This is a genomic window from Hymenobacter sp. DG25B, from assembly GCF_000801315.1.
GTDB lineage: Bacteria > Bacteroidota > Bacteroidia > Cytophagales > Hymenobacteraceae > Hymenobacter.
The window spans coordinates 969,452-986,470 of record NZ_CP010054.1; the positions used below are offsets into that span (position 1 = coordinate 969,452).

The following is a 17,019-nucleotide window of genomic DNA, read 5'->3' on the forward strand; positions in this document are numbered from 1 at the left end:
AGAAGTATGATCAATCGGATCAGCTTTGGTGAGAATACCAACATATAGTAGTGTTTCTGGCAACAGGACAGTACTACGTTGTTTTCCAATAGGGAAAACAAACGTTCTTTGACGTAGTGTAACGAGTAAGAAAAAGTAACAAAGAGTGATTAACCTATGGTTAGTCACCCGAGCCCTCTCTAGCAATAGAGAGCTACAAGAAGTAAGCAAGGGCACACGGGGGATGCCTAGGCTCTCAGAGGCGATGAAGGACGTGATAAGCTGCGATAAGGCCAGGGGATGGGCACATACCAATTGATCCTGGCATTTCCGAATGGGGCAACCCCTTACAGTGAAGCTGTAAGACTTCGTGCATTTAGCACCAAGGGCAAACCCGGGGAACTGAAACATCTAAGTACCCGGAGGAAAAGAAAATAACTAATGATTCCCCAAGTAGTGGCGAGCGAACGGGGACTAGCCCAAACCAGGGTGGTTACGGCCACCGTGGGGTTGTAGGACCACAACATCTGATTATCTAATCTTAGCTGAACGACGTGGGAAAGTCGGCCATAGACGGTGAGAGCCCGGTAAGCGACCTGATTAGGTACGGTAGTGGATTCCTGAGTAGGGCGGGACCAGAGAAATCCCGTCTGAATCCAGCGGTACCATCCGCTAAGGCTACATACTCCTGAGAGACCGATAGTGAACTAGTACCGTGAGGGAAAGGTGAAAAGAACCGGGAATACCGGAGTGAAAAGAACCTGAAACCGTGTGCTTACAAGCGGTCGGAGCCCTTTAGTGGGGTGACGGCGTGCCTTTTGCATAATGAGCCTACGAGTTACTCCTCTCTGGCAAGGTTAAATGCGTGGACGCATGGAGCCGCAGCGAAAGCGAGTCTGAATAGGGCGCAGAGTCAGAGGGGGTAGACGCGAAACTTTGTGATCTACCCATGGGCAGGGTGAAGGTTGGGTAAAACCAACTGGAGGCCCGAACCAGTTTCCGTTGAAAAGGATTTGGATGACCTGTGGGTAGGGGTGAAAGGCCAATCAAACTGAGAAATAGCTCGTACTCCCCGAAATGTATTTAGGTACAGCGTCGAGGTGAAGTTTCCAGGAGGTAGAGCTACCGATAGGACTAGGGGGTGTCACAGCCTACCGAATCCTGACGAACTCCGAATGCCTGGAAATATACTCGGCAGTGAGGCTTGGGGTGCTAAGGTCCCAGGCCGAGAGGGAAAGAACCCAGACCATCCGCTAAGGTCCCTAAATTCGGACTAAGTTGAACAAAGGAGGTCCAGTTGCTTTGACAGCCAGGATGTTGGCTTGGAAGCAGCCATTCATTTAAAGAGTGCGTAACAGCTCACTGGTCGAGCGACAGGGCATCGATAATACGCGGGCATCAAGTCCGGTACCGAAGCGATGGATTCATACTATGTATGAGTGGTAGGGGAGCATTCTAGCAGCGGTGAAGGTATCCTGTCAGGGGTGCTGGAGCGGCTAGAAAAGCAAATGTAGGCATGAGTAACGATAAGGCAGGTGAGAAACCTGCCCGCCGATAGACTAAGGTTTCCTGCTCAACGCTAATCGGAGCAGGGTTAGTCGGGACCTAAGGGTAAGCCGAAGGGCGAACACCGATGGACAGCTGGTTGATATTCCAGCACTTATTGAGTAGAGTGATGCAGTGACGCAGAAGTGAAAGTACCGCGGGCGGACGGAAGTGCCCGTTAAAGTGCGTAGGTATTAGGACAGTAGGCAAATCCGCTGACCTAGCTGAAACATGATAGTACCCCACGGCTTCGGCCACGGGGATAGTGTACCTAATCAGACTGCCAAGAAAACCTGCTAAGCGTTTACTGCTCGATAACCCGTACCGCAAACCGACACAGGTAGTCAAGGAGAGAATCCTGAGGCGCTCGAGTGAATCATGGCCAAGGAACTCGGCAAAATGGTCCTGTAACTTCGGGAGAAGGGACGCTTCCTTGCAGCAATGCAAGAAGCCGCAGTGAAAAGGCCCAGGCGACTGTTTAACAAAAACACATGGCTTTGCGAACGCGCAAGCGGAAGTATAAGGCCTGACACCTGCCCGGTGCCGGAAGGTTAAGAGGGGAACTTAGTCGCAAGGCGAAGGTTTGAATCGAAGCCCCGGTAAACGGCGGCCGTAACTATAACGGTCCTAAGGTAGCGAAATTCCTTGTCGGGTAAGTTCCGACCTGCACGAATGGTGTAACGATCTGGGCGCTGTCTCAGCCATGAGCTCGGTGAAATTGTAGTCTCGGTGAAGATGCCGAGTACCCGCCACGGGACGGAAAGACCCCGTGCACCTTTACTATAGGTTGACATTGACGCTGGGTAACACATGTGTAGGATAGGTGGGAGGCTATGAGCCCGCGGCGCCAGCCGTGGGGGAGCCAACGTTGAAATACCACCCTTGTGTTGCTTGGTGCCTAATCTTGAAAGGGAGACAGTGTCTGCTGGGTAGTTTGACTGGGGTGGTCGCCTCCAAAAAAGTATCGGAGGCTTTCAAAGGTCCGCTCAGTACGCTTGGTAACCGTACGCAGAGCGCAATAGCAGAAGCGGGCTTGACTGTGAGGCCTACAAGCCGAGCAGGGTCGAAAGACGGATATAGTGATCCGGTGGTTCCGCATGGAAGGGCCATCGCTCAAAGGATAAAAGGTACGCCGGGGATAACAGGCTGATCTCCCCCAAGAGCTCATATCGACGGGGAGGTTTGGCACCTCGATGTCGGCTCGTCACGTCCTGGGGCTGGAGAAGGTCCCAAGGGTTCGGCTGTTCGCCGATTAAAGTGGCACGCGAGCTGGGTTCAGAACGTCGTGAGACAGTTCGGTCCCTATCTGTGGTGGGCGTTGGATATTTGAGAGGACCTGTCCTTAGTACGAGAGGACCGGGATGGACCAGCCGCTAGTGCACCGGTTGTGGCGCCAGCTGCAGCGCCGGGTAGCTACGCTGGGATGAGATAAGCGCTGAAAGCATCTAAGTGCGAAACTCACCTCAAGATGAGATATCCCATACTAAGAGTCGTGGTAGATGACCACGTTGATAGGCACTAGGTCTAAAGCTAGAAATAGCACAGCCGAGGTGTACTAATGACTCGAACGCTTCTTGTCAGTAAGCTCAACTCCTTTTTCTTACCCGTTACCTGCGTCAACGATTTGACAGTTTGCGTTTCACGTATTACTGACACCTTAATGGTGGCTTTAGCACGGGTGTTCACCTCTTCCCATTCCGAACAGAGCAGTTAAGCCCCGTAGCGCCCATGGTACTGCCTTCACCGGCGGGAGAGTAGGTCGCCGCCAACCTTATTTTTCGATACCCCTCCTGCGACTTTGTGCTGCGGGAGGGGTATCGTCGTTTTACCACTTCTCCGTGCCCGCGCCCGGCCACCAGGAAAGCGCCCGGCGTCTTTGTCAACTCTTCCCTTTTCAGCTATTGGTAAGGATTAGGTATGCAGTGCGCAGGGCCAATCAGCCGCTAGGCCTAGACCAACGTCAAGGATTAATCTATTTTGAAAATGTCTTGGCCTATTTCATAAAGCAAGCAGGCTCTTTGAGCAAAAGACCCTCCCACAACAAATGCGGGAGGGTCTTTTGCTTTATTCTCATTGGGAGTTAAGCTATAGTTCGATTATACTAGTGCCTGAAACCTTTAATAGAAGTTATATTTCTCTGTAGATTACAGTATTGCCTAAACCCAAAGAGCCTCCCGTAAAATTTACGAGAGGCTCTTTGGGTCTATTTTATTATGGTTAAGCTGATGCTGGGCCTGCTATAACCTGAAGCATATCTGAGGGGGAAAGGTATTGCTGGGCTAGGTGCTGTACTTGTGCAGCATCTATACTGCTAACATCATGTAAGAAATCGGTGTAGTAGGTAGGTGGTAGGTTAAGGAATACTAAGCTTTTATATTTATCACATTGTTCGAATACTGTACTGAGCTCGTTGGCGAATTTGCCAGCCATATAGTTCTTGACGGTTTTTAGCTCTTCAGCAGGGATGAGTTCTTCCTGTAGCTTTCTGAGTTCATGATGTACTTCTGTGATGGTGGCTTGGGTGCTGGCCGCATTTACATCGGTACCGATGACGAAGCTAGTGGCGTGTTCCCGTGGGCCTACGCTGGCGTAAATACCGTAGGTAAAGCCTTTATCCTCGCGGATATTCTTCATCAAACGTGAGCCAAAATACCCCCCTAATATCTTGGTGAGTACCTGGAGCTTATGCGTATCTGCGTGACTGGGGGCTGGCCACAGGCGGCCGATTCGTAGTGAAGATTGAATGCTGTCAGCTACTGTTACGTAATCATGTGCGAGGGAGGCAGTAGGAGCAGTGTAGCCATGAGACGCACTCAGATCCTGAGTGGAAATGCTCCCTTTACCCACCATGGCTTGCACTTGGTCAATATGTTGGGCTTCCACATCACCACAAAGGAAAATTTCAGCTCCGGCTAAACGATAGGCTTGGTGGTGGAAGCGTTGGACATCACTTGCTTGTATTGCCTGGAAGCTGTCTTCATCAAAGACTACCCCATAAGGATTGGCACTGCCAAAAAGATTACGGGAAAACTGCTCAGCGGCCAGATAGCTGGTTTTCTGGCGTTCTACCCGTACGTTTTGAATGGTACGGTTTTTCAGCAGGCTCAAGTCGGGCTCGGGGAAGGTGGGTTCTGTGAGTACATCGTTTACCAGCGGGAGTAGCTTCTCCAAATGCCGAGTGAGGCAATAGAGGGTCAGCGTGGCCCGGTCGAAGCCTTGCTCACATTCTAGAGAAGCACCATAGAAAGCTACTTCATCGGCAATTTGGCGGGCAGTGCGGGTGCGGGTACCTTCCAGCAGCATGCGGGCGGTTAGCAGGGAAATACCAGGGGCAGGCTCGTACCATTTGCCGGCACGGAATACTACCTGTAGGCGTACAACGGGCTGGGCCGCGTTGTGAAGAACGTGCAAACGACTGCCGTTAGGCAGTAAAAGCACGTCAGCCGCGGGCAGCGTTACACTGGCCAGCGGCTGAACGGGAGGGGCAACCAAACGGTTGAGCATAGGCTAATTCGTGGGGGTCGGGGTATCGGTGGCGCCGGAGGTGTTGGCGCCTTCGCCAAAGTTAAAGTGTAAAGAAAGCCGTAAGGTTTGGGAAAGCGGGTTGTTCTTGTCGTTAGGGACCAGATAAGCCGCATCAACCCCAAATACCTGGTAGCGCAGGCCGGCACCTAAGCTCAGGTACTGACGGGCTCCTTTCTGCGGGTTCTCATAAAAGTAGCCAGCGCGCACTGCCAGCATATCTTTGTACCAGTATTCTATGCCAGCGGAAAGGTTGATTTCCTGCATTTCTTCCTTAAAGCCGCCAGGAGCGTCCGAGAAAGAGCCCAGTATAGCGCTAACAACACTTTTACCGGCTATTTCCCGGTTCTTGGCATCTATGCGTACCTGAGAGGCTGAGTCCGGGTTAGCACCTTCATAATAAGGGCTGGGCACCAGGAGCTTGTTGGCGTCGATAGTAAAGGTAAGCTTGTTGTAGGGGTCCAGCTCTTTCGTAATAGCAGTACCAATTTTCAGGTTAGTGGGCAGGAAGTTACCTTCCTCCGGATTGGTGTAGGAAATCTTGTTGCCAATATTGGCAATAGCAGCTCCAAATGCCAGGTTGTAATCTTGGGCGCCGATGGACACGTCTTTGGTATAATATAAACCCAGGTCTACTGCGGCGGCGTTGCCGGGCTTGGTATCCGTATCGCCGCCCGTGAGGTTGGAGTGGATGAAGCGCGCTGCAACGCCTACCCCCAGGTTTTCGCTCAAACGCTGGCCGTAGGAAACACTAAAGGCGTACTCTTTAGGGTTGAAGTCGCCCTTAGAGTTGTTGAGGTTGTCCCGATACTGAATACTGCCCAGATCGAAATAGGTGAGCGAAGCCCCAAAAGCGGAGCGCTGGCCGACGCGGTGATACGCTGAAACATGTGCCAAGCCCATGTCATCGGTAATGGAGCGGAGCCAAGGTGTGTAGGAAGGGGAAACGCTGGTGTTGTAGGGCACAAAGCCCAGTTTACCGGCATTGTAGTACATGGAGTTGGCATCGGGCGAAATGGCCACCCCGGCTTCCCCTAAAGCGGCGGAGCGGGAATCGGGGCTGAGCGTGAGAATGGGCACGGCCGTGGTAATGGCGTGGTCATCACGCTGCTGGGCCGAAGCGGCTACCGACAAGGTAAGCAGCCCGGTTGTGGTGAGAAAACTCAGTCGCACAGTCAACTTCGACAACATATATATCAGAAAAGGTGGGTAATGGAGATGCAAGTAAACACGTTAACGCAAGAGCACAAGTTTTTCATACTTGCTTACCTGCGCGCCGTCGCGGGGTGAACGAACGTGAAGCCGATATAGATACACGCCACGGGCAACTTGGTCATTAAATTCATCCCGCCCGTCCCAGGTTAAAGTACCTACGTGCGCCGGGCTGCCGGGGATTGAGGTGGCCAGGGTCCGGATCAGCTTCCCCGTTACGGTAAAAATCTGAACCTGTACGTCCAGGTCCTCGCCGTTGCGGTTATGGTCGAAATGAAACGTAGTGGTGGTAGCAAACGGGTTAGGGTAGTTCAGGATGTGCTCCAGCGCCAGCTTTTCGTTGCGGGCCACTATAAACTCCAGCTCCCGTTCCGTGGAGTTATTGAACGTATCCCAGGCCTTAAACCGCAACACGTGCGGGCCCGGTGCCAGTCCTTTCAGCAGGTACCGTACGCGGCCACTCCGAAAGTTATCAACATCGGCGGTATAATAGCTATTGAGCACAATAAGCTTAGACGGGTCATTATCCAGCACCGCGGTTATTTCGTGGCCAATGCCGGCGCCAGCGGTGTTAATGCCGCTACTGTCGCTGAGCTGGGCCAGCAACATGGTTTCGGAGCCAGTGAGGCCCCCAAACACGAAGGATTCTGAATCCATGAACAGGCGCACCTGGGGCGGAATGGTATCGGCTTTGATATCGGAGGCCACGCTGCCTACCAGCACGTCTTTGTTGGCGCCGTGTGCATCAAGCCCCAGTTGGGGGGCGGCGGCATATAAGCTGATTTTGCCGGGGCCTACGTTGTAATTGATGTCGCGCGGGACCATGAACTCCAGCTGAAAACGGCCCTCGCGCACAGTGGCCTTGCCATCGTACAACACACTTTCCTGCACCTGTATAGATTGCTGGCCATCGTTGGGCTCATTGCCCAGGGTGAGCACGGGCGCCGGTTTATCGAGCACCGTTACCTGCACGGTGCCGCTGAAGGCAGTAGCCAGCGCGCCGGCCCGGTCGGTTACGTCACCGGCCAGTGCTACCTGAGACAGGGCCTTGAGCGTATCGGTGGGCGTAGTGGTAAGGGCGCGGTGGTTCAGCTCGCGCACGGTGGCGGTATAGTTGGGATAGGCCAGCCGCATGGAAGGGTCGCCGAGCAGGGCGAAGTTGCGGTTGTAGGCACCGGAAACGCTCTGATTTTTGGTTCGCGCCATCACCTCGCCCAGGCGGGGCAGCCGGCCATTCTCTTCCTTGAAAACAGCCTCATAAAACTGCTGATTCAGGACGGCGTTGTTGCCGGATAAAACCACGCGGGTAGTAGTAAGCAGGCCAATGGCGCCGCCGGCTACATCGGTCAGGGCTACTTCGCCGGCCGAGTCAAAACCGGGGTCGTCATAGGTGCTGAAGTCACAGGTGGCCGTAAGGAGGAAGGCCAGCCGCTGGGTGTTCTGCAGCTTCTTAATGGATTCGATGTTGAAAATCTGTTCATCGGACCAGGCTTTGGTGCCGCCGTGTCCGGTGTAGTTAACCAGCAGGGAGCCTTCTTCCAGGCTTTGGTCGATGGCCCGGGCCGCTTCGGGGGAGCGTTGGCCGCCGGCCACTACCACCTGCGGGTACATGTCCAGGTACACCTTGTGCACGTTGTAGGCTGGCTGCTTGGCTACCAGTTGATTGGCCAGCAGCTCGGCACCGCGCAGGTGCAGGTTAGAGTCGCCATCATCGGCGACGAAGGTGATGCGGTTACGCCACTTCCCGAAGCTCGCGGGCTGATCATAGCTAATCAGCTTATCCACTACCAGGCGGGCCTGGGCGGCGGAACGGGGCTGGTCGTTAGGCGTACGCACCGGCAGGCGGCCGACGCCAATATCCAGGAGCTCGAAATTAGCGTCCGCGCTTTCCTTCCATTCGCCTTCCGCATCATCCAGCAGACCAAAATAGTCATCGGAAGAAAACGAAATGGCCTCATTGAAGGCCCGCGGAAAAATGCGGGCAAACGACTCGTAAGACTCGTAAACCGGTACGTAGTTCTGGTTATTTTTATCCGTTATCTGCCGCTGAGACCAGTACTCGGGCAAAAACCTGGGGTCGTTGCCAGGGTCGGCTTTGTAGTCGTAGGAAGCGTCGCCGAAGAGCAGAAGCGCCATGCGGACTGCGCCAGTAGGTCGCTGGTTGGTTTCGTAAACCATCTTCATAAAGTCCCGGATGGCGGTAATATCCTGCCCGCCGGAGCTGAACTCGTTGTATACCTGCTCGGTGGTGACTACCTGCACCTGCAGGCCATCGTGGCTGCGGCGGTGGGCAGCCAGGCGTTCCGCTTCGGCCAGAAAAACCGGATGCGTCACTATTACTACATCCAGCTGATTGCCCAGGCTGAGAGCGTGCAGATTCTGGTTGGCCACGCGGCCGAACAGGCGGGGCGCCGGAAAGCTGCTGCCCATGAAAGCCACAAACTCCCGCAACGAATCGGCGGGAGCCAGGAAAGTGTCGTTAGAGAGGGGCCGCTCCTGTGCCCGGCGCGGGTTGGTGACGTCCCAGACGGTAGCGCCCGCGGCATTATCCAGAACAAACTTCTGGATGGTGCCGGCAGTAGAGCCGGCCAGGGCCCGAAACTCCAGCGAGGAGGCGCTTAAACGCAGCTTGCGCCAAGCCGTAATTTCCAGATAGTCGAGGTAGCCTTTGGCGGAGAAGTCGCCCCCTGCGTCGTAGGTGAGCTTTACCTGCAGCTCATTGCCAGCCGGGGCGGGGCTGCTGAAGGTGGAAAGCTGCAGGTTGGCGGCCTCTGGGAAATAGTCGCCGCTGAGGCCGGTAATAGTTTGACTGCCAATGGACTGTCCATTGAGGGTCAGCCGAAAAGTGGTAGCTCTGTTGGCGGTGGCGGCGGTGAGACTGGTAACCGAAACCGGCTCACTCGCCACCAGATCCGGGAAGGGAAAGGTGAAGTCCTTTTGCGCCGCGCCGGCATCAAACCCTTCGCCCAGCCACTGGCGGCCCGACTTCAGAAGGTTCACCAGGTCTATTTCGTGAAACTGATGATCGGGAAAGGTGGAAACGGTAATGGAGGCCGGGCCGGTGACAGTAGCCGCCGGGGCTACCCGCCGGCCGGGCGTGGCGCCTACGGTCAGGAAGTAATAGGCGGTATCGGTGTAGGTGTGGTACAGGTGCCGGAAGGGGCGCTGCTCGTTGGAGGTAGGCTCCCAGGTGTGCGGCCCGCGGGCGTAGAACAGCACATATTCGTCGTCGCTGAGGGTGGCGTCGTTGTTGCCGGAAACGTAGATGGCATTTTCTACCAGGTCGTCGGGGCGCGGGGAACTGTTCAGCTGAGGAAGCTGGCCGAAGGCGTTGCCGTAGAGCTGCAGACGGCGCGGATCCAAAGTTTGCACATCCAGCCCCAGGGTGCGTAGGGTGGCTTTATCCAGCTTATAGAGGCCGCTGGTGGGCACTCCAATCTTGTACCATTGTCCTTGACTCAGGACTGAGTTGGCGGCGTAAACGTGGGTACCACCACGGCGCGCAGCCACCGCTTCCCGGGTAGTATAGGAATAAGTAAACGAAACCAGCTTTTCTACCTGTCCCGTGCCGGCATTGCGCCGCAGGGGCGTGAGCGTAAGAATGGTGCGGGCCTGCCGGTTCTCGGTGCCGCTGGCGCGGCGAATCTCCGGTGTTCCGCCAATGGTAGCGGTACCCAGTATTTTGCTGTCGGCTGCGGTCAGCGGCTCGTACACGGCATCCCGCAGCTCATCAGCAGCCACCCGGCCATCCACACTAAACTGGTAGAAAGGCAGCAGTTGGCCGGGCCGGAAACCGGCTTCCGCAAACGTAGGAACCTGCCGGGTGCGGCCCTGCGGCAAATAAACGGTTGCGGTGCCTTGCCAATGCAGCGCAACCCGCAGCGCCTGATCAGCAGGTGCCTGTGCCTGCCCGGTCCACGACCAGCCCAGCAGCATCCAGAGCAGCAACAAAGCACGACGGGGCATAGAAATTCAGGTCAGCGGCAAAAGCAGAAAATGAAAAGGGAATAGATGCTGGAAACAGCAACACCCGGCAGCCGGTTCATTCGCTGTTCATAGGCACAACCTCCCTGCTCCGTATTTTATTGTGCAGCCTAGCTATAACTGGGTTTCAGCATGGATAACGCTACATATAACAGCACAATCAGCGGAATGGCGGTAGCCTGCAGCAGCAGGATAAGCACCACGGCCAGCAGCACAAAAATGAACCGCAGGGAATTATCCTGCCAGCTCATATTCTTGAACTTGAGGGCAAAAAGCGGAATTTCGGCCACCAGCAGGTATGACAGCAGCAGCATGAGCGGCAGCAGCACCCAGGGGTTCAGAATATAGGAGGTCAGGCCGAAAGTGTCATTGGCCAGGATAAGCGGCAGCGAGGCCACCAGCAGCGTATTGGCCGGCGTGGGCAAACCAATAAACGAAGTGGTCTGGCGGGTATCGTTGTTGAACTTAGCGAGCCGCAGCGCCGAAAATACTGTCACAATAAAACCCGCGTAGGCCAGCCAGGCCGGCAGGCCCGCCGCGGGCAGCGCCTGCTGCAGCAGCGTAAACAGGAAAGCACCCGGCACCACCCCAAACGACACCATGTCGGCCAGGGAATCAAGGTCTTTCCCAATGGGCGAGCTAACGTGCAGGGCCCGCGCAATCAGGCCATCCACAAAATCAAACAGCGCCGCAATGCCTACCAGGTAAGCTGCCGCCTGCGGATTGCCCGCAAAAATCTGTACCAGCGCCAGGCAGCCCGCAAACAAGTTGAGACAGGTAACGGCGTTGGGAAGGTGTCGTTTCAAAGGGAAGAACTTGGAGGTGGTAGAGAGAAGGGCGCAGGGTAGAAGCTTACTGCAGGAACGGATTCGAACGGCGTTCTGCGCCAATCGTTGTAGCCGGGCCGTGGCCGGGGTACACCGTTACCTCATCCGGCAGGGTAAGCAATTGGGTTTTGATGCTGCTGATTAGGGTGGCGTAGTCGCCGCCTGGCAGGTCGGTGCGGCCAATGCTGCCCTGGAACAGCACGTCGCCGCCAATTACGGTTTGCGTGGGTGCATGGTAGAATACCACGTGGCCCGGCGCGTGGCCGGGCGTGAAGCGCACTTCCAGCTCAGTTTTACCAAACCGGACGGGCTCCTCCGGCGTGAGGGTGCCGGTGGGCTCGGCGGGCTGGTATTGGGCAAAGCCATAAGATGGCGCATATGCTTCTACGGCGCGCAGGGTAGCGAAATCAGCTTCGTGCAGCAGGAAGGGTACCTTATAAGTATCCAGCACAAACCGGTTGCCCAGCACGTGGTCGATGTGGGCGTGGGTATTGAGCAGCAATACCACACGCAGCTTGTGCTCCTCAATGTACTGCCGCAATGCCTGCTGCTCCTCGGTGGAGTAGCAGCCCGGATCTACGATGACGCACTCCCCGGTTTCATCCTGCAGGAGGTAAGTGTTTTCGGAAAAGGCGTTGAAAGTAAACCCGGAAACCAGCATGCGAAAAAGTCTGAAATCAGCCCAAAAACAGGCTCAATGGCGAGGTAAGTTACACATTCGGGCCGTACTTGTGTACCTTGGCCGCCATGCGAGAGTACTACGATTATCTGCTCATAGGCCACGGCCTGGCCGGTGCTACGCTGGCCACCGTGCTGCGCCGCCGCGGCCATAGCGTGCTGGTGCTGGATGCCGCCCCGGCAGATACGGCCTCCACCGTGGCCGCCGGCCTGCTGAACCCCGTGGCCGGCAAGCGCCTGGCGCTGGGCTGGCGCGTAGCCGAATTTCTGCCGGCCGCTATCCGCTATTACCAAAGTCTGGAGCAGGAGCTGGGCACGCAGTTTTTGCAGCTCATGCCCATTCTGAAGCTCTTTTCCTCGATAGCAGACCAGAACAACGCCATGGCCCGCAGCGCCGACCACCCCTGGCAGGAATTTGTAGAGGAAGTCAGCGCCGAGCTGCCCCCGCTGCCGGGCGTGCGGCAGGATTTCGGCGGCATGCGCATTCGTGGCGGCGGCTATATAGCAGTGCGGGAAATGCTGGCTGCGCAGGCCGAAAAAGGAGTAGCGGAAGGCTGGCTGCGCCGGGAAACTTTCGTGCCGGAACAGCTTGTTACCAATGCCACGGATGTCTGCTACGCCGATACGGTACGGGCGGGCCGCGTTATCTTCTGCGAAGGTTCCGCGGCCGTGCACAACCCTTGGTTTAGCTGGCTGCCGCTTACGCCCAACCAGGGCGAGGTACTGGACGTGCATTGCCCGGGATTAGCCGAAGAACAAGTATTAAATAAAGGCGCTTACGTAGTACCGCTCGGCAACGGGCGGTTCCGGGTGGGGGCCACTTACCGCTGGCCGCCGTTTGCGGCGGGCACTACAGTGGAGGCCCGCACGGAGTTGAGCCAACGCTTTGCGGAGGTAACCACACTGCCGTTTGATGTGTTGCAGCAGTGGGCGGGCGTACGCCCGGCCGTGCGCGACCGAAAACCCTTACTGGGCACGCATCCGGCGGAGCCTTTCCTGAGTATATGCAACGGTTTCGGTTCCAAGGGCGTGCTCATGGCGCCGCTGCTGGCCGAGCACTTCGCCAATGTGCTGGCGGGCACCACAGAAATGTGGCCCGAGGTCAATATTCGGCGCTTTCAATCGTTCTACTCTGCGGCCCATCCGGCAGCCGTAATATCTTCCTGATATTTTTTTGCTCTTTAGCTCGATGATGCACCTGTTTACTTCCTTTCGGCAACGGCAGCGCTTGCTCTCGATGGGCGGCTTGCTCACGGCCGTGTTGTGGCTGAGCACGCTCACCGGCACGGTGGCGCAAACGTCGCAGGAGCCGTTCGGACGGGTCCGGATTCAGTATAAAAAGTTTGACTGGAGCTATTTCTCCACCGCCAACTTCAACGTGTATTTCTACGCCGGCGGCGAGGCCACGGCCCGGCGCACCGCCGAGTACGCGGAAAAGGAGCTGCAGCGCATTACCTCGCTGCTGGGGTATTATCCCTACTCCAAAACCACGCTCATGCTCTACAACTCCGTCACGGATTTGCGGCAGAGCAACATCGGTCTGAACGATGACAAGTACCAGATGGGCGGCGAAACCGACTTGCTGCGCATGGATAAAGTGCAGATTGCCTTTCAGGGTCAGCAAACCCTGCTGAAGCGCGACGTAAGCTTTCAGGTAACGCGCGTGCTGCTGCACGACATGATGTACGGCGGTTCCCTGAAGGAAGTCATCCAGAGCAACTACCTCTTGCAGCTGCCCGACTGGTTTATCACCGGCGCGGCCGCCTACACCGCCGAGGGCTGGAGCGTGGAGATGGACGAGTACATGCGCGATATGACGCAGCAGATAGACGCCAACCGCCCGGCCCCATTCTTTGCCCGCAGCCCCGAGCTGGCCGGGCAGAGCGTGTGGAACTACATTGCCGAGCGCTACGGCTACACCTCCATTCAGAATATTCTCAACCTCACGCGCATTACCCGCGACGTGGAAACCGGTATCAGCAGCTCGCTGAACGTACCCTATAAAACCTTTCTGAAAGACTGGCTGGCCTACTACCGCCAGCTGAACGCGCAACCCACCACGCCCTACACTACCCTGCCCGACGATAAATCCCGGCTGGTAAAGCGCAACCGGCACGAGGTGCAGTATTCGCAAATAGCCCTGAGCCCCGATGGCCGGCAGCTGGCCTACGTGATGAACGACCGGGGCCGCTACCGGGTAATTGTAAGCAATGCGGCCACCGGCAATAACCGGCACGTAGTGCACCGCGGCGGCTACAAAACGCCCGATCAGCAGGTAGACCAGCGTCTGCCCGTGCTGGCCTGGCGCAACAACAATGAGCTGGCTGTAGCCGAAACCGATAGGGGAGAGATGAGCCTGCGCCTGCGCCCGGCCAATGGCGGGGCCGCCGGTATTCTGGCGCGGGTATGGGAAGGCCTGCCGTTTAGCGGGCGCGAGGGCTCCACTATTCTCAGCCGGTATACGCAGATAATGGGTCTGCAATACTCCCCCGATGGCCGGTCCATGGTGTTTAGTGCGGCCGTAAATGGCCAGAACGACCTGTTTTTGCTGCGCAGCGGCAGCCGCACGCCCGAGCGCCTCACCAATGACCTGTTCGACGATGTGCAGCCCACGTTCCTGCCCAACGGCCAGGGAATCGTGTTCAGCTCCAACCGCTGGATGGACACTACCGGGCTGGCTAAAAACAACTTCGCCTACGTGGTGAATAACTACGACCTGTTTCTGTACCATCTGGATGGGCGCGCACAGCCGGTGGAGTCGTTGGTAGCTACCATTTCCAACGAAAGTGCCCCGCGGGCGCTGTCGAATAACGAAGTGGTATTTCTGAGCGAAGAAAGCGGCGTGCGCAGCCTCTACCGCTACGACATCACCACTAAACAGCGCACGCCCGTTACCAACCTGCTGCCCAACCTGCGCAGCTACGACTATAGCGCCGCTACTTCTACGCTGGCTTATGTAGCTAATGACCGGGCGCGCCCCTTCGTCTTTCTAAATCCGGCGTACCCGCTGCCCACCGGCCTGCAGCTCTCGAAAACGGCGCGGCAGGAAATTCTGGAAGACCGGTCTAAGCCCGCGCCCCCCGCGCCGGCGCCCGCCCCGGCCGCGCAGGATACGGTACCGCAGCCGCCCGCCTCCGCCGACTCCACGCAGCAGCAGCAGGCCCAGCAGACCCAGAACCAGGAATACCAGTATGAGGAAGACACACCGGTACGCCCGCAGCAGCGCAGCGGCCAGCGGGCAGGCACCACACCACCCGCCGATGGTATTGGTCTGGTAGGGCCCATCCGGTATGGCCGGCAGTTCAGCATCAACAAAGTAGTATCCACGGTGTATGTGGACCCTTTGCTGGGCTGGGGGCTGATTGGGCAGGCCGCCATGTCTGACCTGTTTGAGGACCACCGCATCCGGGCGGGTATCTTCGCTCTCACGGACCTGCGCACCAGCAACATCTTCACGGAGTATTCTAACCTGCGTGGCCGCTACGACTGGGGTATGAGCTACCAGAAACAGTCTTACAACGTAGGTACGGAGAAAGGGGAAACCCGCTTTACCCGCCACGAAGTGGCCCCGCGCCTGGCCTATCCGCTCACGCCCAACCTGAGCGTGCGGGTAGCGGCCCGCTATGTAAATGTGCGCACCACCCGGATGATTCCGCTCACGGAGCGGGACTCCGTGGAGAATTTCTTAGGCGGTAGTTCAGAGCTGGTGTTTGATAACGCCATTGCCACGGGCGTGAACATGCTGGAAGGCACCCGCATGAAAGTTGGCATCCAGATGCTGCATGCTACCCGGGATGCCAACCAGAGCTTCAACAAGTTCTTTGTGGATTTGCGGCATTACCAGAAAGTGCACCGCCAGATTATCTGGGCAAACCGCGCCAGCTATGGGGCATTCTTTGGCAAGTCGCCGAGAACTTTCCGGATGGGTGGTATGGATAACTGGCTGAACAACAGTTATAATGGCCCGGCCAGTGAAGTGTTTGAGGGACAGTTGGCCGACGTATTCTACCAGGAGTTTGTGACCAACATGCGGGGCTTTAACTACAATGCCCGCAGCGGCCCCAAGTACGTGCTGTTTAACTCGGAGCTGCGCATTCCCATTATCCAGTACTTCACCAACAAGCCTATTGAGTCCGGTTTCTTCCGCAACCTGCAGCTCACGGGCTTTGCTGATGCCGGCAGTGCCTATTCCGGCGCCAACCCCTTCACCCAGGATAACTCTTACAACACCCAACTGCAGCCTAACCCCGGCAATGCCTTTTCGGCCACAGTGGTACGCTTCCGCAACCCGCTGCTGGTGGGCTACGGCGTGGGGGCCCGCAGCACCATTCTGGGCTTCTATGGCAAGCTGGATGTGGCGTGGGGAGAAGAGGATTTTGAGCAGAATGGCCCCAAGTTCTATTTCACGCTGGGGTATGATTTTTAACGGCTAAAGCCAGTGCCTCCGGAAAAATCCCTCGTCTGCCCCCGCAGGCGGGGATTTTGGCTTTTTAGAGGGCGGCCGCTACATGACATTCGTCATAGGTAGCGCGGGGGTGCGGCCATCCGGGAGTTGGGTTGTATCTTTGCCGTCCCGTTCACCACTCCTGTTGCCGTGCAGCTCCTCCGTGAGATTTGGTATTTGATACAGAAGGACTTCCGTCTGGAATGGCGGCAGCGCGCGGCCCTGAGCGGCATGCTGCTGTACGTGGGCAGCACGGTATTTGTGTGCTATATGAGCTTTGCCCTGCGCGGTGGCCAGCTGCCGGTACCTGCCTGGAATGCTCTGTTCTGGATTATTCTGCTCTTCACCGCCGTGAATGCCGTGGCGAAGGGCTTTCTGCAGGAAAGTCGTGGGCGGCAGCTCTACTATTATGCCTTGGTGCGGCCCCAGGCCGTTATTGTGGCTAAAATAGGCTACAACGCCCTGCTGCTGCTGGGGCTGTCTACGGTGGGCTTTGGCGTGTATGCGCTGGTGCTGGGCAACCCCGTGCAGGATGTGCCGCTGTTTGTAAGCAATGTGCTGCTGGGTGCGCTGGGCTTTGCGGCCACCCTCACGCTGGTATCCGGCATTGCCTCCAAAGCCGCCAACAGCCACACGCTGATGGCCGTGCTGGGTTTCCCGATTATGATTCCGATGCTGCTGCTACTCATCAAAGTGTCAAAAAATGCTTTGGATGGGCTGGAGTGGGAAGCCAGCCGGAGCTCCATGCTTACGCTGGTGGCCCTGAATTTAATTGTGGGAGCGGTGTCTTACATTCTGTTTCCTTTTTTGTGGCGAAGCTGATTCCAA

At 56.7% G+C, this 17,019-nt stretch carries 8 protein-coding genes and 2 rRNA genes; 5 read left to right on the plus strand and 5 right to left on the minus strand.

Annotated elements, in window-relative coordinates; translation table 11 throughout:
• Positions 1-196 precede the first annotated feature (196 nt).
• Both PK28_RS04205 and rrf read left to right on the plus strand, forming a co-directional pair.
• Positions 197-3,103: ribosomal RNA gene (locus PK28_RS04205) — 23S ribosomal RNA — on the plus strand.
• An 80-nt stretch (positions 3,104-3,183) separates the two neighbouring features.
• Positions 3,184-3,295: ribosomal RNA gene (rrf, locus tag PK28_RS04210) — 5S ribosomal RNA — on the plus strand.
• A gap of 446 nt (positions 3,296-3,741) precedes the next feature.
• Here rrf and PK28_RS04215 read toward each other — a convergent pair.
• From PK28_RS04215 to PK28_RS04235, 5 genes are all read right to left on the minus strand, one after another.
• Positions 3,742-5,028, minus strand: coding sequence for a M16 family metallopeptidase (locus PK28_RS04215; RefSeq protein WP_044511737.1), 1,287 nt, complete (start codon positions 5,026-5,028; stop codon positions 3,742-3,744).
• 3 nt (positions 5,029-5,031) lie between these two features.
• The gene (gene porV / locus PK28_RS04220) at positions 5,032-6,237 is read right to left on the minus strand and encodes a type IX secretion system outer membrane channel protein PorV (protein WP_044511741.1); all 1,206 of its coding nucleotides are present in this window, start codon (positions 6,235-6,237) and stop codon (positions 5,032-5,034) included.
• Positions 6,238-6,279: 42 nt separating this feature from the next.
• Positions 6,280-10,224: a type IX secretion system sortase PorU gene (gene porU, locus PK28_RS04225; RefSeq protein WP_044511742.1), complete on the minus strand. Its 3,945-nt coding sequence runs from the start codon at positions 10,222-10,224 to the stop codon at positions 6,280-6,282.
• A 128-nt stretch (positions 10,225-10,352) separates the two neighbouring features.
• Entirely contained in the window at positions 10,353-11,048 is a 696-nt protein-coding gene (locus PK28_RS04230; protein ID WP_044511745.1) for a CDP-alcohol phosphatidyltransferase family protein, read from the minus strand.
• Between the two features lie 46 nt (positions 11,049-11,094).
• The gene (locus PK28_RS04235) at positions 11,095-11,730 is read right to left on the minus strand and encodes an MBL fold metallo-hydrolase (RefSeq protein WP_044511747.1); all 636 of its coding nucleotides are present in this window, start codon (positions 11,728-11,730) and stop codon (positions 11,095-11,097) included.
• An 86-nt stretch (positions 11,731-11,816) separates the two neighbouring features.
• Between PK28_RS04235 and PK28_RS04240 the strand changes: the two genes are divergently transcribed.
• The 3 genes from PK28_RS04240 (at position 11,817) to PK28_RS04250 (ending at position 17,013) form a co-directional block, all read left to right on the plus strand.
• Positions 11,817-12,914, plus strand: a complete 1,098-nt coding sequence (locus tag PK28_RS04240) for an NAD(P)/FAD-dependent oxidoreductase (RefSeq protein ID WP_044511751.1) — start codon at positions 11,817-11,819, stop codon at positions 12,912-12,914.
• Between the two features lie 22 nt (positions 12,915-12,936).
• Entirely contained in the window at positions 12,937-16,173 is a 3,237-nt protein-coding gene (locus PK28_RS04245) for a hypothetical protein (protein ID WP_231576215.1), read from the plus strand.
• 198 nt (positions 16,174-16,371) lie between these two features.
• Positions 16,372-17,013 carry a heme exporter protein CcmB gene (locus PK28_RS04250; RefSeq protein ID WP_044516219.1) on the plus strand — a complete coding sequence of 214 codons (642 nt, stop codon included), beginning with the start codon at positions 16,372-16,374 and terminating at the stop codon, positions 17,011-17,013.
• The last annotated feature ends 6 nt before the right edge of the window (positions 17,014-17,019 follow it).